This is a genomic window from Proteus sp. G4380, from assembly GCF_963885725.1.
Lineage (GTDB): Bacteria > Pseudomonadota > Gammaproteobacteria > Enterobacterales > Enterobacteriaceae > Proteus > Proteus mirabilis.
In genome coordinates this window covers 13,366-30,111 of record NZ_CAWPAV010000024.1, presented here as the reverse complement: position 1 = coordinate 30,111, position 16,746 = coordinate 13,366, and the positions used below count along the sequence as shown (strand labels likewise).

At 36.1% G+C, this 16,746-nt stretch carries 18 protein-coding genes; 7 read left to right on the top strand and 11 right to left on the bottom strand.

Annotated features, from left to right (window positions below):
- Positions 1 to 37: 37 nt before the first annotated feature.
- A complete protein-coding gene (gene gloA2 / locus AACU98_RS01540) occupies positions 38 to 427 on the top strand; it encodes an SMU1112c/YaeR family gloxylase I-like metalloprotein (RefSeq protein WP_004248141.1) in 390 nt (129 codons plus the stop codon).
- Positions 428 to 515: 88 nt separating this feature from the next.
- On the opposite strand, the gene AACU98_RS01535 is transcribed toward gloA2, so the two are convergent.
- Entirely contained in the window at positions 516 to 818 is a 303-nt protein-coding gene (locus AACU98_RS01535; RefSeq protein ID WP_036972028.1) for a putative quinol monooxygenase, read from the bottom strand.
- 520 nt (positions 819 to 1,338) lie between these two features.
- Between AACU98_RS01535 and leuE the strand changes: the two genes are divergently transcribed.
- Entirely contained in the window at positions 1,339 to 1,929 is a 591-nt protein-coding gene (leuE, locus tag AACU98_RS01530; protein WP_046334762.1) for a leucine efflux protein LeuE, read from the top strand.
- Positions 1,930 to 2,278: 349 nt separating this feature from the next.
- The gene (gene ttcA, locus AACU98_RS01525) at positions 2,279 to 3,199 is read left to right on the top strand and encodes a tRNA 2-thiocytidine(32) synthetase TtcA (RefSeq protein ID WP_004243086.1); all 921 of its coding nucleotides are present in this window, start codon (positions 2,279 to 2,281) and stop codon (positions 3,197 to 3,199) included.
- Between the two features lie 314 nt (positions 3,200 to 3,513).
- Here the strand turns inward: ttcA and zntB are convergent, their stop codons facing one another.
- The gene (zntB, locus tag AACU98_RS01520) at positions 3,514 to 4,497 is read right to left on the bottom strand and encodes a zinc transporter ZntB (protein ID WP_012367976.1); all 984 of its coding nucleotides are present in this window, start codon (positions 4,495 to 4,497) and stop codon (positions 3,514 to 3,516) included.
- Between the two features lie 364 nt (positions 4,498 to 4,861).
- Between zntB and AACU98_RS01515 the strand changes: the two genes are divergently transcribed.
- Both AACU98_RS01515 and AACU98_RS01510 read left to right on the top strand, forming a co-directional pair.
- Complete coding sequence (locus AACU98_RS01515; protein WP_161734688.1) at positions 4,862 to 5,188, top strand: DUF4377 domain-containing protein; 327 nt, start codon at positions 4,862 to 4,864, stop codon at positions 5,186 to 5,188.
- Positions 5,189 to 5,486: 298 nt separating this feature from the next.
- Complete coding sequence (locus AACU98_RS01510) at positions 5,487 to 6,047, top strand: outer membrane beta-barrel protein (RefSeq protein ID WP_004243090.1); 561 nt, start codon at positions 5,487 to 5,489, stop codon at positions 6,045 to 6,047.
- 355 nt (positions 6,048 to 6,402) lie between these two features.
- On the opposite strand, the gene AACU98_RS01505 is transcribed toward AACU98_RS01510, so the two are convergent.
- Positions 6,403 to 8,022: a peptide ABC transporter substrate-binding protein gene (locus tag AACU98_RS01505; protein WP_060554686.1), complete on the bottom strand. Its 1,620-nt coding sequence runs from the start codon at positions 8,020 to 8,022 to the stop codon at positions 6,403 to 6,405.
- A gap of 225 nt (positions 8,023 to 8,247) precedes the next feature.
- On the opposite strand from AACU98_RS01505, the gene tpx reads away from it, so the two are divergent.
- Positions 8,248 to 8,751, top strand: coding sequence for a thiol peroxidase (tpx, locus tag AACU98_RS01500; protein WP_004243092.1), 504 nt, complete (start codon positions 8,248 to 8,250; stop codon positions 8,749 to 8,751).
- 99 nt (positions 8,752 to 8,850) lie between these two features.
- On the opposite strand, the gene tyrR is transcribed toward tpx, so the two are convergent.
- The 8 genes from tyrR to pspA all read right to left on the bottom strand — a co-directional run bounded on the left by tyrR (position 8,851) and on the right by pspA (position 15,491).
- Entirely contained in the window at positions 8,851 to 10,416 is a 1,566-nt protein-coding gene (gene tyrR / locus AACU98_RS01495) for a transcriptional regulator TyrR (protein WP_004243093.1), read from the bottom strand.
- Positions 10,417 to 10,552: 136 nt separating this feature from the next.
- Positions 10,553 to 10,975, bottom strand: a complete 423-nt coding sequence (locus AACU98_RS01490; protein WP_004243094.1) for a hypothetical protein — start codon at positions 10,973 to 10,975, stop codon at positions 10,553 to 10,555.
- 464 nt (positions 10,976 to 11,439) lie between these two features.
- The gene (locus tag AACU98_RS01485) at positions 11,440 to 12,486 is read right to left on the bottom strand and encodes a YcjF family protein (RefSeq protein ID WP_004243095.1); all 1,047 of its coding nucleotides are present in this window, start codon (positions 12,484 to 12,486) and stop codon (positions 11,440 to 11,442) included.
- The gene (locus tag AACU98_RS01480) at positions 12,483 to 13,877 is read right to left on the bottom strand and encodes a YcjX family protein (protein ID WP_004243096.1); all 1,395 of its coding nucleotides are present in this window, start codon (positions 13,875 to 13,877) and stop codon (positions 12,483 to 12,485) included. The genes AACU98_RS01485 and AACU98_RS01480 overlap by 4 nt, the downstream gene beginning before the upstream one ends.
- Complete coding sequence (gene pspD / locus AACU98_RS01475) at positions 13,858 to 14,115, bottom strand: phage shock protein PspD (protein WP_004243098.1); 258 nt, start codon at positions 14,113 to 14,115, stop codon at positions 13,858 to 13,860. The genes AACU98_RS01480 and pspD overlap by 20 nt, the downstream gene beginning before the upstream one ends.
- 84 nt (positions 14,116 to 14,199) lie before the next feature.
- Positions 14,200 to 14,556, bottom strand: coding sequence for an envelope stress response membrane protein PspC (pspC, locus tag AACU98_RS01470; RefSeq protein ID WP_004243099.1), 357 nt, complete (start codon positions 14,554 to 14,556; stop codon positions 14,200 to 14,202).
- The gene (pspB, locus tag AACU98_RS01465) at positions 14,556 to 14,786 is read right to left on the bottom strand and encodes an envelope stress response membrane protein PspB (protein ID WP_004243100.1); all 231 of its coding nucleotides are present in this window, start codon (positions 14,784 to 14,786) and stop codon (positions 14,556 to 14,558) included. The genes pspC and pspB overlap by 1 nt, the downstream gene beginning before the upstream one ends.
- 36 nt (positions 14,787 to 14,822) lie before the next feature.
- Positions 14,823 to 15,491: a phage shock protein PspA gene (gene pspA, locus AACU98_RS01460; protein ID WP_004243102.1), complete on the bottom strand. Its 669-nt coding sequence runs from the start codon at positions 15,489 to 15,491 to the stop codon at positions 14,823 to 14,825.
- A 216-nt stretch (positions 15,492 to 15,707) separates the two neighbouring features.
- Between pspA and pspF the strand changes: the two genes are divergently transcribed.
- Positions 15,708 to 16,712, top strand: a complete 1,005-nt coding sequence (pspF, locus tag AACU98_RS01455; protein ID WP_004248148.1) for a phage shock protein operon transcriptional activator — start codon at positions 15,708 to 15,710, stop codon at positions 16,710 to 16,712.
- Positions 16,713 to 16,746: the final 34 nt, after the last annotated feature.

Genomic DNA, 16,746 nt, shown 5'->3' with positions numbered 1-16,746 from the left:
TTTATCTTATGTTATTTTTTTATTAGTTGAGTTATCAATGTTAAAATTAAATAAAATTCATCATGTGGCGATTATTTGTTCTGATTATACCATCAGCAAACATTTTTATTGTCAAATACTGGGGCTTAGCCTATTAAATGAAAAATACCGTGAAGAAATACAATCTTGGAAAGCTGAGCTTGCGTTAGGTACAGTCTACCAAATTGAATTATTTAGCTTCCCAGATGCGCCAGCACGTTTAAGTTACCCAGAAGCACGTGGTCTACGCCATGTGGCATTTGCAGTGGACGATCTTGATGCTTCAGTTGCTTATTTACAACAAAACAATATTCAATGCGAGCCAATACGTCTAGATCCTAGTAGCCAAAAACGTTTTACCTTTTTTCAAGATCCCGATGGCTTACCTTTAGAGCTTTATTCAATATAGTTCACAACATATAACAAGGCCGCAATAAATAATGCGGCCCAAATTAATATATTATTTATTAATACGTTAAAATATAGACATAAAATGATTAATCTATATTTTTATCAAATACACTATTGACTAAAGTGATTTTTGACTCTGCTTTTGTATATTGTCTAATCATCGGAATGATGCGACGAAAATGTTCACTATTACAATGAATATCTAGTGCTTCTTTATTTGTCCATGATTCAATAAAAATAAAGTGACCGGGATCTTTCTCATCAACAAATAAATCATAGCTAATGCAAAGCGCTTCTTGTTGGCTAGCTTTCACCAATTCTTGGTAAAGTGGTAAGACCGTTTCTATTGATCCTGATTTAATAAAATCTTCTGCTACAACCTTTATCATAAATATTCCTTACTATTAATATAGAATGATGATGAGGTTCTTATTTATTATAGTAGAGGTTATATTATGATTAAAAATAATAGAAAAATTCAAACATAATACCGCCCAAACCAATAGGGTTTAATGGCCCCAAAAGACCAATAGGTAGAAAAGTGGTTGCCATGATCTATTTCCTTAGTTTTATATGCAAGTGTATATGTTGCTATTATTTTTGATAAAAATAGATAAATCAATAAGATAAACTCTACTTTTTAAGATAATATTTATCCTATTCACTTCTGTTCTGTATCACGATGATCTTCCCCCCTATTTTCTACTAAAAAACAACTTACTTTCTGTATAAAAATCATTATTTACGAATAATTATGCTAAAAGTGTATAAAAATAGGCGTTTAAATTTTTCTGTTTCTCTTTATATAATAACAGGTCAACGTTTATATCATGTACAGTAAAAGTATGGGGGGTTACTGTGTGGCTTGAACAATTTGGAGTGCTCAATATTTGGACATATCTTGCGGGTATGTTCTTTATTATTATCGTCCCCGGCCCTAATTCCCTTTATGTGCTTAAAACCAGTGCATCAAGAGGAGTTGGTGCAGGTTATCGAGCCGCATTAGGGGTTTTTATTGGCGATGCTATCTTAATTTTCTTAGCATTTATCGGTGTGGCATCAGTTATTAAAGCCTCTCCTGTGCTTTTTACTATTGTCCGTTTCTTAGGTGCTTTTTATCTACTCTATCTCGGTATCAAAATTATTCATGCTAACTTCTTTGCCAAAAAGCAAAGCCATACTGAGACAAACTGTATTCAAGAGCATGTATTTCGTAAGGCATTAACATTAAGCTTAACCAACCCCAAAGCGATTTTGTTTTATATCTCCTTTTTTGTGCAATTTATCGACTTTAACTATGCACATACTGGTTTATCCTACTTGATCTTAGCTTCTATGCTTGAAGCATTTAGCTTTGTTTATCTCTCTTTTCTTATTTTTGGTGGTGTAGCATTGGCGCGTTTCTTCGGTTCACGTAAAAATATCGCTAAACTGGGAAATGGTATTGTTGGGCTATTTTTTATGGGGTTTGCCACCAAACTTGCCACACTCTCCTCTTAAATAGACGTCCTTTAGTGACTTAAATAAGGGGCTGTTGTTATCAATAGCGATTATCTTTGTAGTAATCGCTATTTTTCCCCGTTACTATCTTGATCAGTAAGTCAGCCCTACAGGGTGGCGATTATTTTACTTAGCAGTTTCGAAATGCGCGATGCTTCTGTTATCATTGTCGGCTTATCATTTCCTTGCAATAAGTGGTAATTAAATTTTGCTTTTTAGCTTTATTCGTTTAAACGCATAGATATTATGTTATTCCGATAAAGCACGTCATGCAACAAATTGAAAACAAAGCAGAAAACCCCTTTAAAGTAAGTTAAAAAACCTTAGCAACGATATAGAACCGTAAAAAATGAGCATCCCAAAAGAGCAATATAATTTTAACAAATTACAAAAACGCTTACGCCGTAACGTTGGGCAAGCTATCGCTGATTTTAATATGATTGAAGATGGCGATAAAATCATGGTGTGCCTTTCTGGCGGGAAAGATAGCTATACTCTCCTATCTATCTTAATGAATTTGCAAAAAAGCGCGCCAATACAATTTTCCTTAATTGCCGTTAATTTAGATCAAAAACAGCCGGGCTTCCCTGAGCATATTTTACCTGAATATCTTGAGCAACTGGGCGTAGAGTATAAAATTGTTGAAGAGAATACTTACGGTATTGTAAAAGAGATCATTCCAGAAGGTAAAACCACCTGTTCACTTTGCTCTCGCTTACGTCGTGGTATTTTATACCGTACAGCCACCGAAGTTGGGGCAACAAAAATTGCTTTAGGTCACCATCGTGATGATATTTTAGAAACGCTGTTTCTGAACATGTTTTATGGTGGAAAGCTAAAGGGCATGCCACCTAAATTAATGAGTGATGACGGAAAACATATCGTTATTCGTCCATTGGCTTATGCCCGAGAAAAAGACATTGAACGTTTTGCTCAAGCAAAAAATTTCCCTATTATTCCGTGTAATCTTTGTGGCTCTCAACCTAACTTACAACGCCAAGTGATCAAAGAGATGCTAAGAGATTGGGATAAACGTTACCCTGGGCGCATTGAAACCATGTTTAGGGCAACCCAAAATATTGTTCCGTCGCATCTATGTGATACCCAATTATTTGACTTTGCTAATATCAAACAAGGTGATGAGATTATTAACGGCGGTGATCTAGCATTTGATAAGGATGATATTCCAACAAGCCCTATTCTTTCCGATGATGAAGATGAGCGTCCTGACTTTAGCCAAGCTAGATTGGATGTTGTTGAGGTAAAATAAGCATAGCCAGTATTATCCCTAGCAAACCATCGTCGTTGCGCTGGGGTTTAATATGCTTTGCTTATGACGAAAATAATAAGCAAAAAAAAACCGATGTTTATTTAACATCGGTGTAATAATGGTCAATTATTCTGTATTAAGAACTCAATATGAGAAAAACTACAATTATGGAGCACAACGTTCATCGCTCAACGTTGTATTCACCTGCGAGAGTTATAATGCCAGATGTTGGCATTTAAAAAATTGATATATCTCAAACAGAGTTAGAGAATTCTTTTTTAAATCCATTTAGTTACGATTAATTTGCTGAAATTTCACAACCACCTACTACGCTTTAACCACCAAGCAACAATCACAATCAAGAAAAACAGTGAAAAGCAAAATATAGCAAAGCCATAAGGAAATTCATTGCCGGGGATCCCCCCTAAATTAACCCCAAATAGTCCTGTCAAAAAGGTCGTGGGCAAAAATAGCATCGCCATTAATGACATGGTATATGTGCGCCTGTTCATCGCATCTGCCATCATTGAAGTAATTTCATCAGCAATAACGGCTGTACGAGAAATACTACTATCTAAATCTTCTAATCGACGCGAGAGACGTTCTGATATTTCAACCAAACTAATGCGATCACTGTCGCTCATCCAAGGTAATTTTTCGATAGAGAGTCGGGAGAATACATCACGTTGTGGCGCCATATAACGGCGTAACACAATCAGTTGCTTACGTAGCAATGCCAATTCACCTCGAGCCGGAATTTGCTGATCGAGGATCATATCTTCCAACTCAATTAATTGGTCATGAAGTGTTTCAACAAAATCACCTATTTCATCTGTCACTGCATCGGCCATAGTGATCAACCAACTACCACTATTTTCTGGACCATCACCCACTTCTAAAGAGTGGATCACCGAATCAACGGAATTAACGCGACGATGTCGGCTCGAAATAATCATTTGACCATTAATATAAATACGATACGCAATCAGTTCATCCGGCCGATCATCGGGGTTGTTATTAATCGTTTGCAAATTAATAATAACCCCTTCCCCGATACGCTGTGCCTTAGGTCGAACATTTTCAGCTAAAAGCACATCTTTTGCGATAGGAGGAAGTAACTCAGTCTGATTAATCCACTGATCACTTTTGGGTTTACGATAATCGAGATGAACCCAAAAAGGCCTTTCATTACTTGCTATGCTATTAGCCGTGATCGGCATAATTCCGCCATGCCCATTAAGCTGAGCCATATAGATAGCATCAGAATCTTCGATTATAGCGTTATTGACACTTTTCATTATTCGTCCTCCTTGATACCATCATTTAAAATATAATTTTATGCTTTTTTCTAAAATCATGTAAACAATCAATAATATTGCCTTTATTTGATTATGTTGCAAGAGGTTAAATCAAGCCACTATTTAGCCTAGATTAACGCCATCACATCCTTCCATCTACAACAACATTATTGAGTAAAATATTTTCTACTTTAAGATTTTTACACTAAAATAAGCATTAATTATTAGGTTATGATAGATTTTTCAATATATGCCTATATTTAGGTTATCGATTAGCACTAGATATTAGTCATAAAAATGAAATTTACTTAAAATAAACGCAAATATTTAATTAATTTGTCGCCCCTGAAATAAGGCTACTAATATGAAAAAGTTTCTCACCATTCCTTTATTTTTACTTTTAGCAGGATGCAATACAGCGACAGGAACCAACACCCAAGTTATGAACGATTCGACAAAAACACTACTTATTGACTCTCAGCTTTATGATTGTGTTGGTGTTGCGCCAATGAAATGCATGAAAGTAAAAGAATTACCTGCTGGTGAATGGTCTCTCTTCTATCAAAATATCGAAGGATTTGATTACCAAGCGGGAACGCAGTACAAAGTAAAAGTCAAAGTTACAGATATTCCTAATCCTCCTGCGGATGCACCAAGCATCAAATATACACTGGTTGAGATCTTAGATTAAAAGTAAGTAACTCACTAGCTAAACAATGGATTTTCGGATCCATTGTTTATTTCGCTATTATTACGCTTTCCTTTAGCTATAAATTATAAATAAGATCCAATAATAATAACGATTATTTATAAAATATCTTATATTATCTAAAATTATAGTAATTACCCTTCTATTAATACCGAAATAATTTCTTTTAACTCAATAAGAATGCTAGTTTTTTTTAAGAATCATTTCAAAGAAATTAACTTGAAATATGTTATTAACTCACTAAAAATATCGCCATCTCCAACAAATTAGATACGCGATAATGAAAAAAAATCTTATTTTATTTATAAGCTTTATTTTACCTTTCTCTCCATCACTACATGCTTTTGAGAATAATCAGGCAATTTATGGCGGTTATATATATGGAAAAATAAAAAACCACAAAGCAAATGGTGCAATAATAAGTTATCACTATGGATCCGATATTCACTGGGGAATGTTACTTTCATTGCTGCATATCAAGTCAACACATCAAAGCCATTTTATAGACGCTAGCTCACTTAAACTAGGCACAAAAGATGAACATGCAAAGGTTTCTGCATTGTTAATAGGCCCAACGTATCGAATTACACCTTCTTTGGCTATCTACGCCCAAATGGGGCCTAAAAAATTAAAATATCGAGTTGATAAAAGTTATTCAGGCGTTGCGGTAACCGATACCATTATCGTCGACACCACCAATGTGATGTTTCAAGCGGGTATTGATTATAGCCTTAGAAAAAATGTAGGCATTAATCTTGGCTATTTACATTCAGATACTGAGTCAAACAAACATAATATTAGACTAAATAGTATCCAATTATCCTTAGGCTATCGTTTTTAATGTTTTATAAATATGCGATAACATAAGTTAAAAATAATCTTATCAATTTTATTTGTTGTTAAAATACGTTTACTGACCACTGAAATTATAATTATAAAGCTATATTAAGTAGTTATACCTATAAATAAAAAGTATAAATTTATACTTTGCATCAACTGCACGATTAGTCAAAACATTCATGCAAAATTATATTAACATAATTTTGCAATGTTTATTCCTTTTGAGTCTCCTTCTGTTGCATAACAGAGGGATTTTTTTTCTCTATCTCTCTTCCACTAAAAAAAAGTACGCAATAATCATTACGTACTCTTTGCTAATATTTTGGCTTTCTTATCTTATTGCCTGTAACACTTATTTAATGCTTTATAACATACAGCATATGGCTATAAGCGACATCTTCAGGATTCTCAATGGGATAACCTTTTAGCCAAGGTTTGATTAGACGACCATTAGTATACTGATAGATAGGGGCAATAGGCGCCTCTTCCGCAATAACCTGTTCTGCACGATTATAGAGACGATTTCTTTCCTCTTCATCTGTCGTCATATTGGCTTGGACTAAAATCTCATCATATTGCTGGCTCTGATATTTTGGGATATTTCCAGCATGCTTAGAGCCTAATAAAGATAAAAATGTGGAGGGTTCATTGTAATCGCCTATCCATGAAGCTCTTATCACATCAAAATCACCTGAATTACGACTATCAATATAAGTTTTCCACTCTTGATTGCGTAAGTTTACCTTTACGCCTAACTTTTTCTTCCACATAGAAGCGACAGCAATGGCGATCTTTTGATGATTTTCTGAATTATTATAAAGCAGAGAGAGAGTTAAAGGATTATGAGGACCATAGCCGGCTGCTGATAACAATATTTTTGCTTGGCTATCTAATTCATCCTGACTGTATTCATCATATAGTGTTGGCTCAGGCGTAAAATTAGCCGTCACATCAGGAGTAAAGCGATTCGCTGATTTTTCTCCAGTACCAAGGACTTTGTCTGTAATAATTTTTCTATCAATTGCCATAGCTAACGCTTTGCGAACCCGAATATCTTTGGTAGGCCCTGCTTGTGTATTAAATGCATAATAATAAGTACCTAACTGCTCAGGGATATACACTTGATCAGGAATCTCTTTCATCAATTTGTGATATAAGTGTTTAGGAAAAGACTCTGTAATATCAATATCCCCAGCTAAATAACGTTTAGTCGCTTGTGATTCATGATTAATAGGCACAAAAGTGACTTTGGTTAACACCGTATTGTGGTGATCCCAATAGTAAGGGTTTGGCGTTAACACAATTTTCTCATTCACAACGCGATCTTTTAGTATAAAAGCCCCGTTGCCGACTAAATTACCTACTTTGATCCATTCTGAACCATATTTTTCGATTATGTGTTTAGGTACAGGATAAAGTGAAAAATTGGTCGCTAAACTAGGGAAATAAGGAACAGGTCGTTCTAAGGTAACTTTTAACGTTTTTTCATCAATGGCTTCCACACCTAACGAGGTTGGTTTTAATTTACCATCAATAATTTTTTGGGCATTCTCAATAGAAGCTAGGGCTGCATACCAAGCAAAAGGAGAAAGATTTTTTGGATCAACTAATCTTTGCCAACTATAAACAAAGTCAGAAGCCGTCACCTTTTCGCCATTTGACCATTTAGCATTATCACGTAATGTAAAAATCCAAACCCGGTTATCTTCTGTTCGCCATGATTGTGCCACTCCAGGAATGGGACGCCCTCGCTCATCTTCTATCACTAATCCTTCAAATAAGTCTCGTTGAACTTGAGCCTCCGTTAAACCTACGGCATTAATGGGATCAAGTGATGCGGGTTCATCTTTTAAATGTCGCACTACTTCCTGTTTTTTGTCGAGTATCGTTCCTGATGGCACCACTGCCGCATTAGCCTGTGATATGAGCAATCCTTGAACGACAAGTGCACATGATATAACGAATATTTTGCGCATGTCTGTTTCGTCCTGTAGTCTATAAGCGAGTTAACTTAATAATTATAAAAGCCTGATAAAAAGGCACAATCACTGATTGCAAAAATTTTATCAATTTTACCGTTTTCACTCTTTTATTTTAGAGATGTAGACAAATTTTAATCATGGTTACGCATTAACGAATATTATCGTTAATAATTTAGTATTAATAATGGTTAGTTCAATAAGTAACAAAGGAGAACAACAATGGCACATCAAGTGACTTTACAAGGTAATGCGGTGACTTTAGCTGGAAATTTCCCCACTGTAGGCCAAAAAGCAGCCGATTTTTCTTTAGTAGGTAAAGATCTAAATGATGTTTCTTTAGCGCAATTTGCCGGCAAACGTAAAGTATTAAATATTTTCCCAAGTGTAGATACTGGTGTTTGTGCAGCGAGTGTTCGCCAATTTAATAAAGTCGCCAACGAATTAAATAATACCGTTGTACTGTGTATTTCAGCAGATTTACCTTTTGCACAAGCACGTTTTTGCGGTGCTGAAGGTTTAGATAATGTTGTCACATTATCAACAATGCGTGGTGCGGAATTTAAAGAAAACTACGGTGTCGCGATTACATCAGGTCCTTTAGCGGGATTAACTAGCCGTGCTGTGATTGTACTTGATGAAAGTAACAACGTTATCTACACCCAATTAGTTGATGAAATCACCACTGAACCTAATTATGACGCAGCATTAGCTGTACTAAAATAATTGACAATAACGTTATTCATACCGAGTAATGTAAAAAATAAACGGGCTAATATAGCCCGTTTATTTAAATAAAAACCATTAACACATTGTAATATAATATTATTTCTCTGTTTTATCCGCTTTTTTACTTGTTAAATCATATTCACGTAATTTATTTGCGATCGCGGTATGAGAAATACCTAAACGTTTAGCCAGTTTACGTGTACTTGGATAATCACGATATAAACGCCTTAAAATAGAAGCTTCAAATCGCTTAGTCATTTCATCTAACGAGCCTTCAAGCAAATCTTCATCAAATAAAGTATCCGCAGTATGCTCAGGCAAGGCGATATCTTGAGGTCGCAATGTATTGCCTACTAACTGAGCCATGGCTTGATAAATTGTGTTTCTTAATTGGCGAACATTACCAGGCCAGCCATATTGTACTAAATAAGCAGATAAATCAGGGGAAATAACAGGTTTTGATGCTTTCTGCTCTAAACAATATTGATTAATAAAATGCAGTGCTAACGGCATGATATCCGCTTTTCTTTCCCGCAACGGTGGTAGAGTTAATGTCAATACATTAAGTCGATAATAGAGATCTTCCCTAAATAGTCCTTTTTGTACTAATTCCCATAAGTTTTTTTGTGTTGCACAAATTATTCGAACATCAACTTTAACTTCGTGCTCTTCCCCAACACGACGGAAAGTACCATCATTTAAAAAACGCAGGAGTTTAATTTGCATTTGTGGCGACATTTCGCCAATTTCATCTAGCAAAACAGTGCCTCGATTGGCTTGTTCAAAAAAGCCTTTTTTACCTTCGATAGCATTAGGATATGCACCTGCCGCATAACCAAATAACTCACTTTCAACCACATCATCAGGCATAGAGGCACAGTTAAGGCCTAAAAATGGCTCTCTGGCTCGAGGACTTAATAAGTGGCAAGCCTTAGCAAATAGATCTTTGCCCGTCCCCGTATCCCCCACTAATAATAAAGGATCATCCATTTTTGCCATTTTCTTAGCGCGTTCAACTAATTGTTTCATGGGGGTGCTAACAGCAATAACTTGTTCAAATCCCGAATTATCATTAACAATTAATTTCGGATGCTCATGAATTATTCCGCGATATTTCAATAAAATGAGTGCACCAACACAATGATTAAACTGATTATCATCAGTCAGTTTTATTGGCACAATCTCCATATCAAAATGTTGTTTTTTTAATTTGATGGAGATAATTTCAGCATGAGGATCTTTTTGTTCTAACCAGCGATGGATATTAAAGTTAGGTATCAGTTGGTTAAAAGATTTTTCATTTTTATCATTTTCATCTAATTCAAACAGATGCCGTGTAGCTGGGTTTAATAACTTAATTTGACCTTTGGTATTAATAGAAAAGACAGGGACAGGTACTGATTCTAATAGTGTCCACATAGCTCGATGCTCTTGCTCTGATGGCATAAAAGCCACAGTACGAACATCGATAACCCCCTCAATTCTTCTGATTTCAGCCATTAAAGGTTGAAATATATTAAAATCGATTTGCGAAAAATTTAGATAAATAAGACCAATAGGAAAGATTTCAATTCCACGCAAATCGATATTTTTTAATACAAGCAGATCGAGTAATTCGCGGGTTAACCCGATGCGATCTTTACAGGTAACTTCTAAGCGCATTTTAAACCTTCTTAATACTGAGTGCCCCTGAACTAATTGCTGATATTATACATTAATATCAATTAAATAAAGGGCTTTGTCAGCAAAAGTTGACACTATTAGCATTTATTTTTACACAAAAGAGGTGATATTTTGATTATAAATGCTTTTTTAACGCTTTTAAAAAATTAAAACAGAAAAATGTTGAAGGTTGAATGATCTCTTTTAACTCATAAGCGATAAAATGCTTGATCCTTTCCAATAAAAACATAAGTTCTCTTCTTATAAATTTTTTGATTGTACAACAACCATGAGAAAAACAAAAAATGAGATAATCTAGTGCATATATCGCTGCTTTCTTTTTATTATTGTTTTTTACATACTCAAAGATCTGTGCCGTTTCTTTAATTGGTGATAATAGAGCTTGCTTTTGTTGTGCATATTTTATTTTATCAATTGCATCATCCAAAATAGGCGTTAAAAAGGCCAATTGACGGTTAATATGAGTAATATTCAAAGAAGAACCAATATAAAACTTGCGTCTTTGTTTTGAAAGTTTTTTTATTGTTTCAATCTTCATTTTTCTTTCCTCGTACTTTAGATATAAACTAATATAAAAACACTATTATATAAAATACTAACCAGCTAATAATTTAATATTAAACATCATCGCAGTTATACATTTATATTATGTTGACGCTATTTATCATACTAAAGTAAATAAGCTTTACTATCAAAAAAAGAAAAAAACGTTAGCTAAATGTTAAAAAAGAAACAAAAACAAATAAATACAATGAGTTAACCAAGCATCTTAAAGCTATTAATCTTTACTTATAACTATTTTTTTACCAATGTAATACCAACTAACTTTACAACAATAAAATGTATATTTTTTGATAGAAATAAATTATTCCCTTGCACTCATGCACACATCACTTTTATATACACTAACAATTAATTTAGCGATAAAAAAACCTCAACAATAATACTTATTGTTGAGGCTATTCAATTTATATTGAATTAAAGAATATATTGATAGGTAACTCACTCTTTCTTCTTATTACCTAATGTATTTTTTAATTGACCGATAAGCTCTTTTCTAAAGTCACTCAATTTAGGCTTATTATCAATCCAGGGTAATGGACGGCATAACTCCATTGCTTTAATTCCCAATCGGGCAGTTAATAATCCAGCGCCAATACCTTGAGCAGCACGCGTGGATAACCGAGCAGCCAAATCTTGTGAAAGCCAATCCATTCCCACTTCTCTCACTAATTCAGTCGCCCCAGCAAACGCAATATTGACGAGTACCAAGCGAAATAGCTTTAGTCGGCTATAGTAACCAAGTTCAATACCATATATTTGTGCAATACGATTAATTAGCCTAATATTTCTCCAACCAATAAACGCCATATCCACCATTGCTAATGGACTTACTGCAATCATAAGGGTTGATTCCGCTGCAGAACGACTAATTTCAGCCCGTGCTTGCTTATCTAAAATCGGTTGTACTAATTGGCTATATAATTCTAAAATTTCTCTATCGTTATGCGTATCATGTAATGTACTTTGCCAACGAATATAAGCAGGATGTTGTGAATTAATACCTGCTTGTTTGGCTAAATCTTCACAAAAAGGGCGACCATTCCCTATTGCATGACTATAGAGTAATTCTCTCGCCTTATCACGCTCGTCAGCCCGTTGGCGTAAACGATAAATACGACGCCACTCAGTAATTACCGATCCCATACCCGCAATAACAATTAATCCTCCCGCACTGGCTGCACCTAAAGCAATCCAATCAGAATTTATCCATGATTGATAGATCCACTGTCCCGCTTGAGCAATAACACTAACACCTAAAATAGTACTCGCCACTGTTATTAAGCGTTTCCATAAACTTTTTCTAGGCTTTAGGGCCGATTGGATCTCACCTTCTAAACGCCCTTCATTTTCCTGTGCCTCTAATTGCGGATTGTAGGGAACAAATTGTTCATCTTGATTGAAATCAAGCCCTTTTTTTAAGCTGATTTCTTCGTTTTGTAAGGTTGATTGTTTAAAATCAATACGTGATTTTAATGGCTCATTCATTTTAGTTTATCCCCTAATAAAAACTCCAAGGCACTATCCATACGAATATGGGGAACGGCACTGTCTCTCGATATTTGTTGAGGCCGGAAAGATTCAAAACTAAATCCTTGCTTTTGCCAAAATGCCTTTTCAGGCAATCTCTTAGGAACTTCTCCTGGAAAATAAACGAGCGGCTGATTATCCGTTAGTCGGTAGCCTTTTACGGCTGGGATTTTTTCACCATGATGATCGACAATGCCACTTTCTGTCGCAGCAATAGAAGCAAGCCCCATACAATCAATGCTTATTCCTTCAAAAATAGCATTCTGTTTCGCATCTTGAATAAGTTGCTGTAACAAAGAGACTAAATTTTCATGCTGATCTGGCGTGATATGGTCAGCCTTAGTGGCTGCAAATAGCAGTTTATCAATACAGGGGGAGAATAAACGTCTTAATAAGGTTCGTTTGCCATAATGAAAGCTGCGCATTAATTGTGTGAGCGCTTGTCTCATATCATTAAAAACATCCGCACCTTGATTTAGGGGTTGTAGGCAATCGACTAAGACAATTTGTCTGTCAAACCCTTGAAAATGGTCGCGATAAAATCCTTTTACAATATGTTGACCATAATATTCATAGCGCTTTTTTAACATACCAATATTGGTTTTTTTATCGGCATTTTTTAATTTAGCACTATCGTATTGCGTTAAGTCAGCCCAAGGGAAAAATTGTAAAACAGGCGCGCCGGATAATTCCCCCGGTAAAACAAAGCGTCCCGGTTGAATAAAATGTAGTCCCTGTTTTTTACAGGCTAATAAGTATTCAGTATAAGCTGCGGCGATCTCGGCTAACAGCGTTTCATCAGCAGGGGCAAAGGGATCACATTTTTTTATTAACGACTGCCACTGTTGCACAGGTGCCGTTCGTTGTTGATTAACTCTATTCATCTGCTCAGACCATTCAAAATAGTCTTGCTCAAGCATAGGTAAATCAAGTAACCATTCACCGGGATAATCAACAATTTCTAAATAGAGCGATGAAGTCTCTTTTATAAAACGCGTTAAAGACTCATGAGAGCGATAGCGTAATTGCAAACGTATTTCACTGACACCTTTAGTAGGTACAGGCCAGCTGGGTGGCGTATGGTAAAGTGACTCCATAGCTTCATCATAAGTAAAGCGTGGAATACTTAAGTTATGTTGCGGTATACGTTTAACCCCTAATAACTGTTGGTTGCGTGCCGCAGAAAATAAAGGTAAACGCGCCCCACTATGTACATTGGTGAGTTGATTGACTAAAGAGGTAATAAAGGCTGTTTTACCACTGCGGCTTAACCCTGTAACAGCGAGGCGTAAATGCCTATCTACGCCTCGATTAATCAGTGCAGTTAGTTCATTTTGTAAGCGTTTCATGTTTCTCCCAAGACACGTGACGCGATAACTTATCTAGCCCCATTTTTATCATAGGCTCAGCTATCAATAGAACCAACCAACGTAACGGTTTATAACTCACACGTTTTAATATACCGCCGGTTATTGCGGCTGGCCCAAATAAAGTTAATAACATTAAAGCAAATGTTACCCCTTTTTTCGCCCATTTAGTGAGTTTATTTGTTTTAACGGTTGTCGGTATCAAAGTGGAATTCATCATTCCTCCTTAATAAGCAAATGGTTTATATCCAAATAAAGACGCTCCTAGTATTGGAGCGTCATATTAGATTAAGTGGCAAGAAAATTATAAATCTTGAAAGCGTTTATTGAGCTGATAAGTCGAAGAAGTAATATAACGTTCCATTTGTTGTAAACGTTTTTCACCTTTTGTTAATTGACTATCCACTTCTTTTAAAATAGCTTTTAAATCCTCTTGCTGTTCCTGATGTTGGTTATAATTATCAGGTGCAGGCTCCATAAAGAAACTTAAAACAAGATAAACAACAATGGTTAAGCCAAAAAAACCAGCAAAGAGTGCAATCACCGCAATAACCCTGACTAATAGCACAGGAATATTAAAATAATGGGCAAGCCCAGCACATACGCCACGGATCATGCCTTCTTGTGGCAAGCGATACAATGATTTGCTCTGCATCGTCATTATGATTGCCTCCAGTTAGGATGTTCTGCATCAAGAATATCTTCTAATGTCTTAATGCGTTCCTGCATTTGCTGAGCTTTATCCACCAGCGCGCTCAGTCGCTGCATTTCTTGTTGGGTTAACTGAACCTTCCCTCCCCCTTTTTGGCTGTTATAGTGCAACCATAACCAAATAGGAAGAATAAATAACACAAAAATTGTCAGTGGTATTCCCAGAAATATATAGCCCATTACATATCCTTTATAAGATGGTTATTACGCTTGCTGTTACTCTTTATTAGTATTGATTTTAGCTTTTAATGCCGCTAATTGCGCGCTAATTTCATCATCGGCTTTCAGCTCAGCAAACTGTTGTTCTAATGATTTTTCTTTACCTAATCCATAGCTTTGCGCTTCACCTTCCATATGATCAATTCGACGCTCAAATTGTTCAAAGCGCGCCATTGCCGCATCCATTTTACCGCTATCTAATTGACGACGAACCTGACGTGAAGAGTTTGCAGCTTGGTGGCGAACCACTAATGATTGCTGTTTAGCACGCGTTTCTGTCAGTTTATTTTCTAATTCACTGATTTCACCTTTGAGGCGATCTAATGTTTCATCAATGATAATTAGTTCGTGTTTTAAGGTATCGCACATTGAAGCAATACGTTGTTTTTCAATTAACGCCGCACGTGCTAAATCTTCTTTATCTTTAATCAGCGCGAGTTCCGCTTTATCTTGCCAATCTTTAATTTGTTTTTCTGCTTGCTCAATACGACGCTCTAAGCTTTTTTTCTCTGCTAGCGTGCGTGCAGAGGTTGTTCTGATCTCAACTAACATGTCTTCCATTTCTTGGATCATTAAGCGGATCATTTTTTCAGGATCTTCTGCTTTATCCAGCAAAGAAGCGATGTTGGCATTAATAATATCAGCAAAACGTGAAAATATACCCATGATGTTATCCTTAATAGCTATGATAAATAATAGCCTTGAGTGTTGATTAAATAGCGTTATTAACAATAACGCCCAGTTGCTATAGTTAATACAATTTGCGTGCCAACTTTTCAAAATAACTTAACACATTAATAAATAACATTTTATTTTTCCTCGCCTATTTTTTACACTACTGATAGACTGGTGAGAAATACCTCAATATGGTGATTTTAACCAATGCAAGAGAATTTAGAGACAATAATTGGTGTTGATAGTCATTTTATCGATGTTTTAGAACAAACCTCAGCCCTCGCTCAACTCAAAAAACCGGTGTTGATTATTGGTGAACGTGGTACAGGTAAAGAGCTTATCGCCCATCGATTACACTATTTATCACCTTGGTGGCAAGGACCATTTATTTCCATTAACTGTTCGGCATTAAACGATAATTTGCTTGATTCAGAGCTGTTTGGTCATGAAGCGGGGGCATTTACCGGAGCGAAAAACCGCCATCAAGGACGTTTTGAGCGTGCCGATGGCGGCTCTCTTTTTCTTGATGAGCTAGCCACTGCACCGATGCTGGTGCAAGAAAAGTTGCTACGCGTTATTGAGTATGGCCATTTAGAACGAGTGGGAGGTAGTCAATCGTTGCATGTCGATGTGCGCCTTATCTGTGCCACTAACGCAGATCTACCGGCAATGGCGGACGAAGGTAAATTTCGTGCTGATTTACTGGATAGATTGGCCTTTGACGTAATTCGCCTGCCCCCTTTAAGAGAGCGTAAAGCCGATATTATGCTACTGGCTGAAAATTTTGCGATTGCTATGTGCCAAGAGTTAGGGTTGCCCTTTTTCCCCGGTTTTAGTGACAATGCCCGCCAAATTCTTTTAGATTACCGTTGGCCGGGGAATATTCGCGAACTAAAAAATGTGGTTGAACGTTCTGTTTATCGCCATGGCACCAGTGAGCGTGAACTAGATAATATTATTATCGACCCTTTTGCGCGCTTTTCGTCTTCAACCATAGCTGAGCAACCTCAGCCTCAAAAGGAGATGATCTTTTCATTACCGCCATTACCGCTAGATTTACGCCAGTGGCAACATAGCACAGAAAAAAACTTACTAGAGCAAGCATTGAAAGAGAGTCGTTATAACCAGAAGATGGCGGCAGAAAAATTAGCATTGAGCTATGATCAATTACGCGGATTAATAAAAAAACATCACATAAAATTGTCGGTCTAGTTTTGTAAATAAGATGAGCAAAGACAGAATGAAA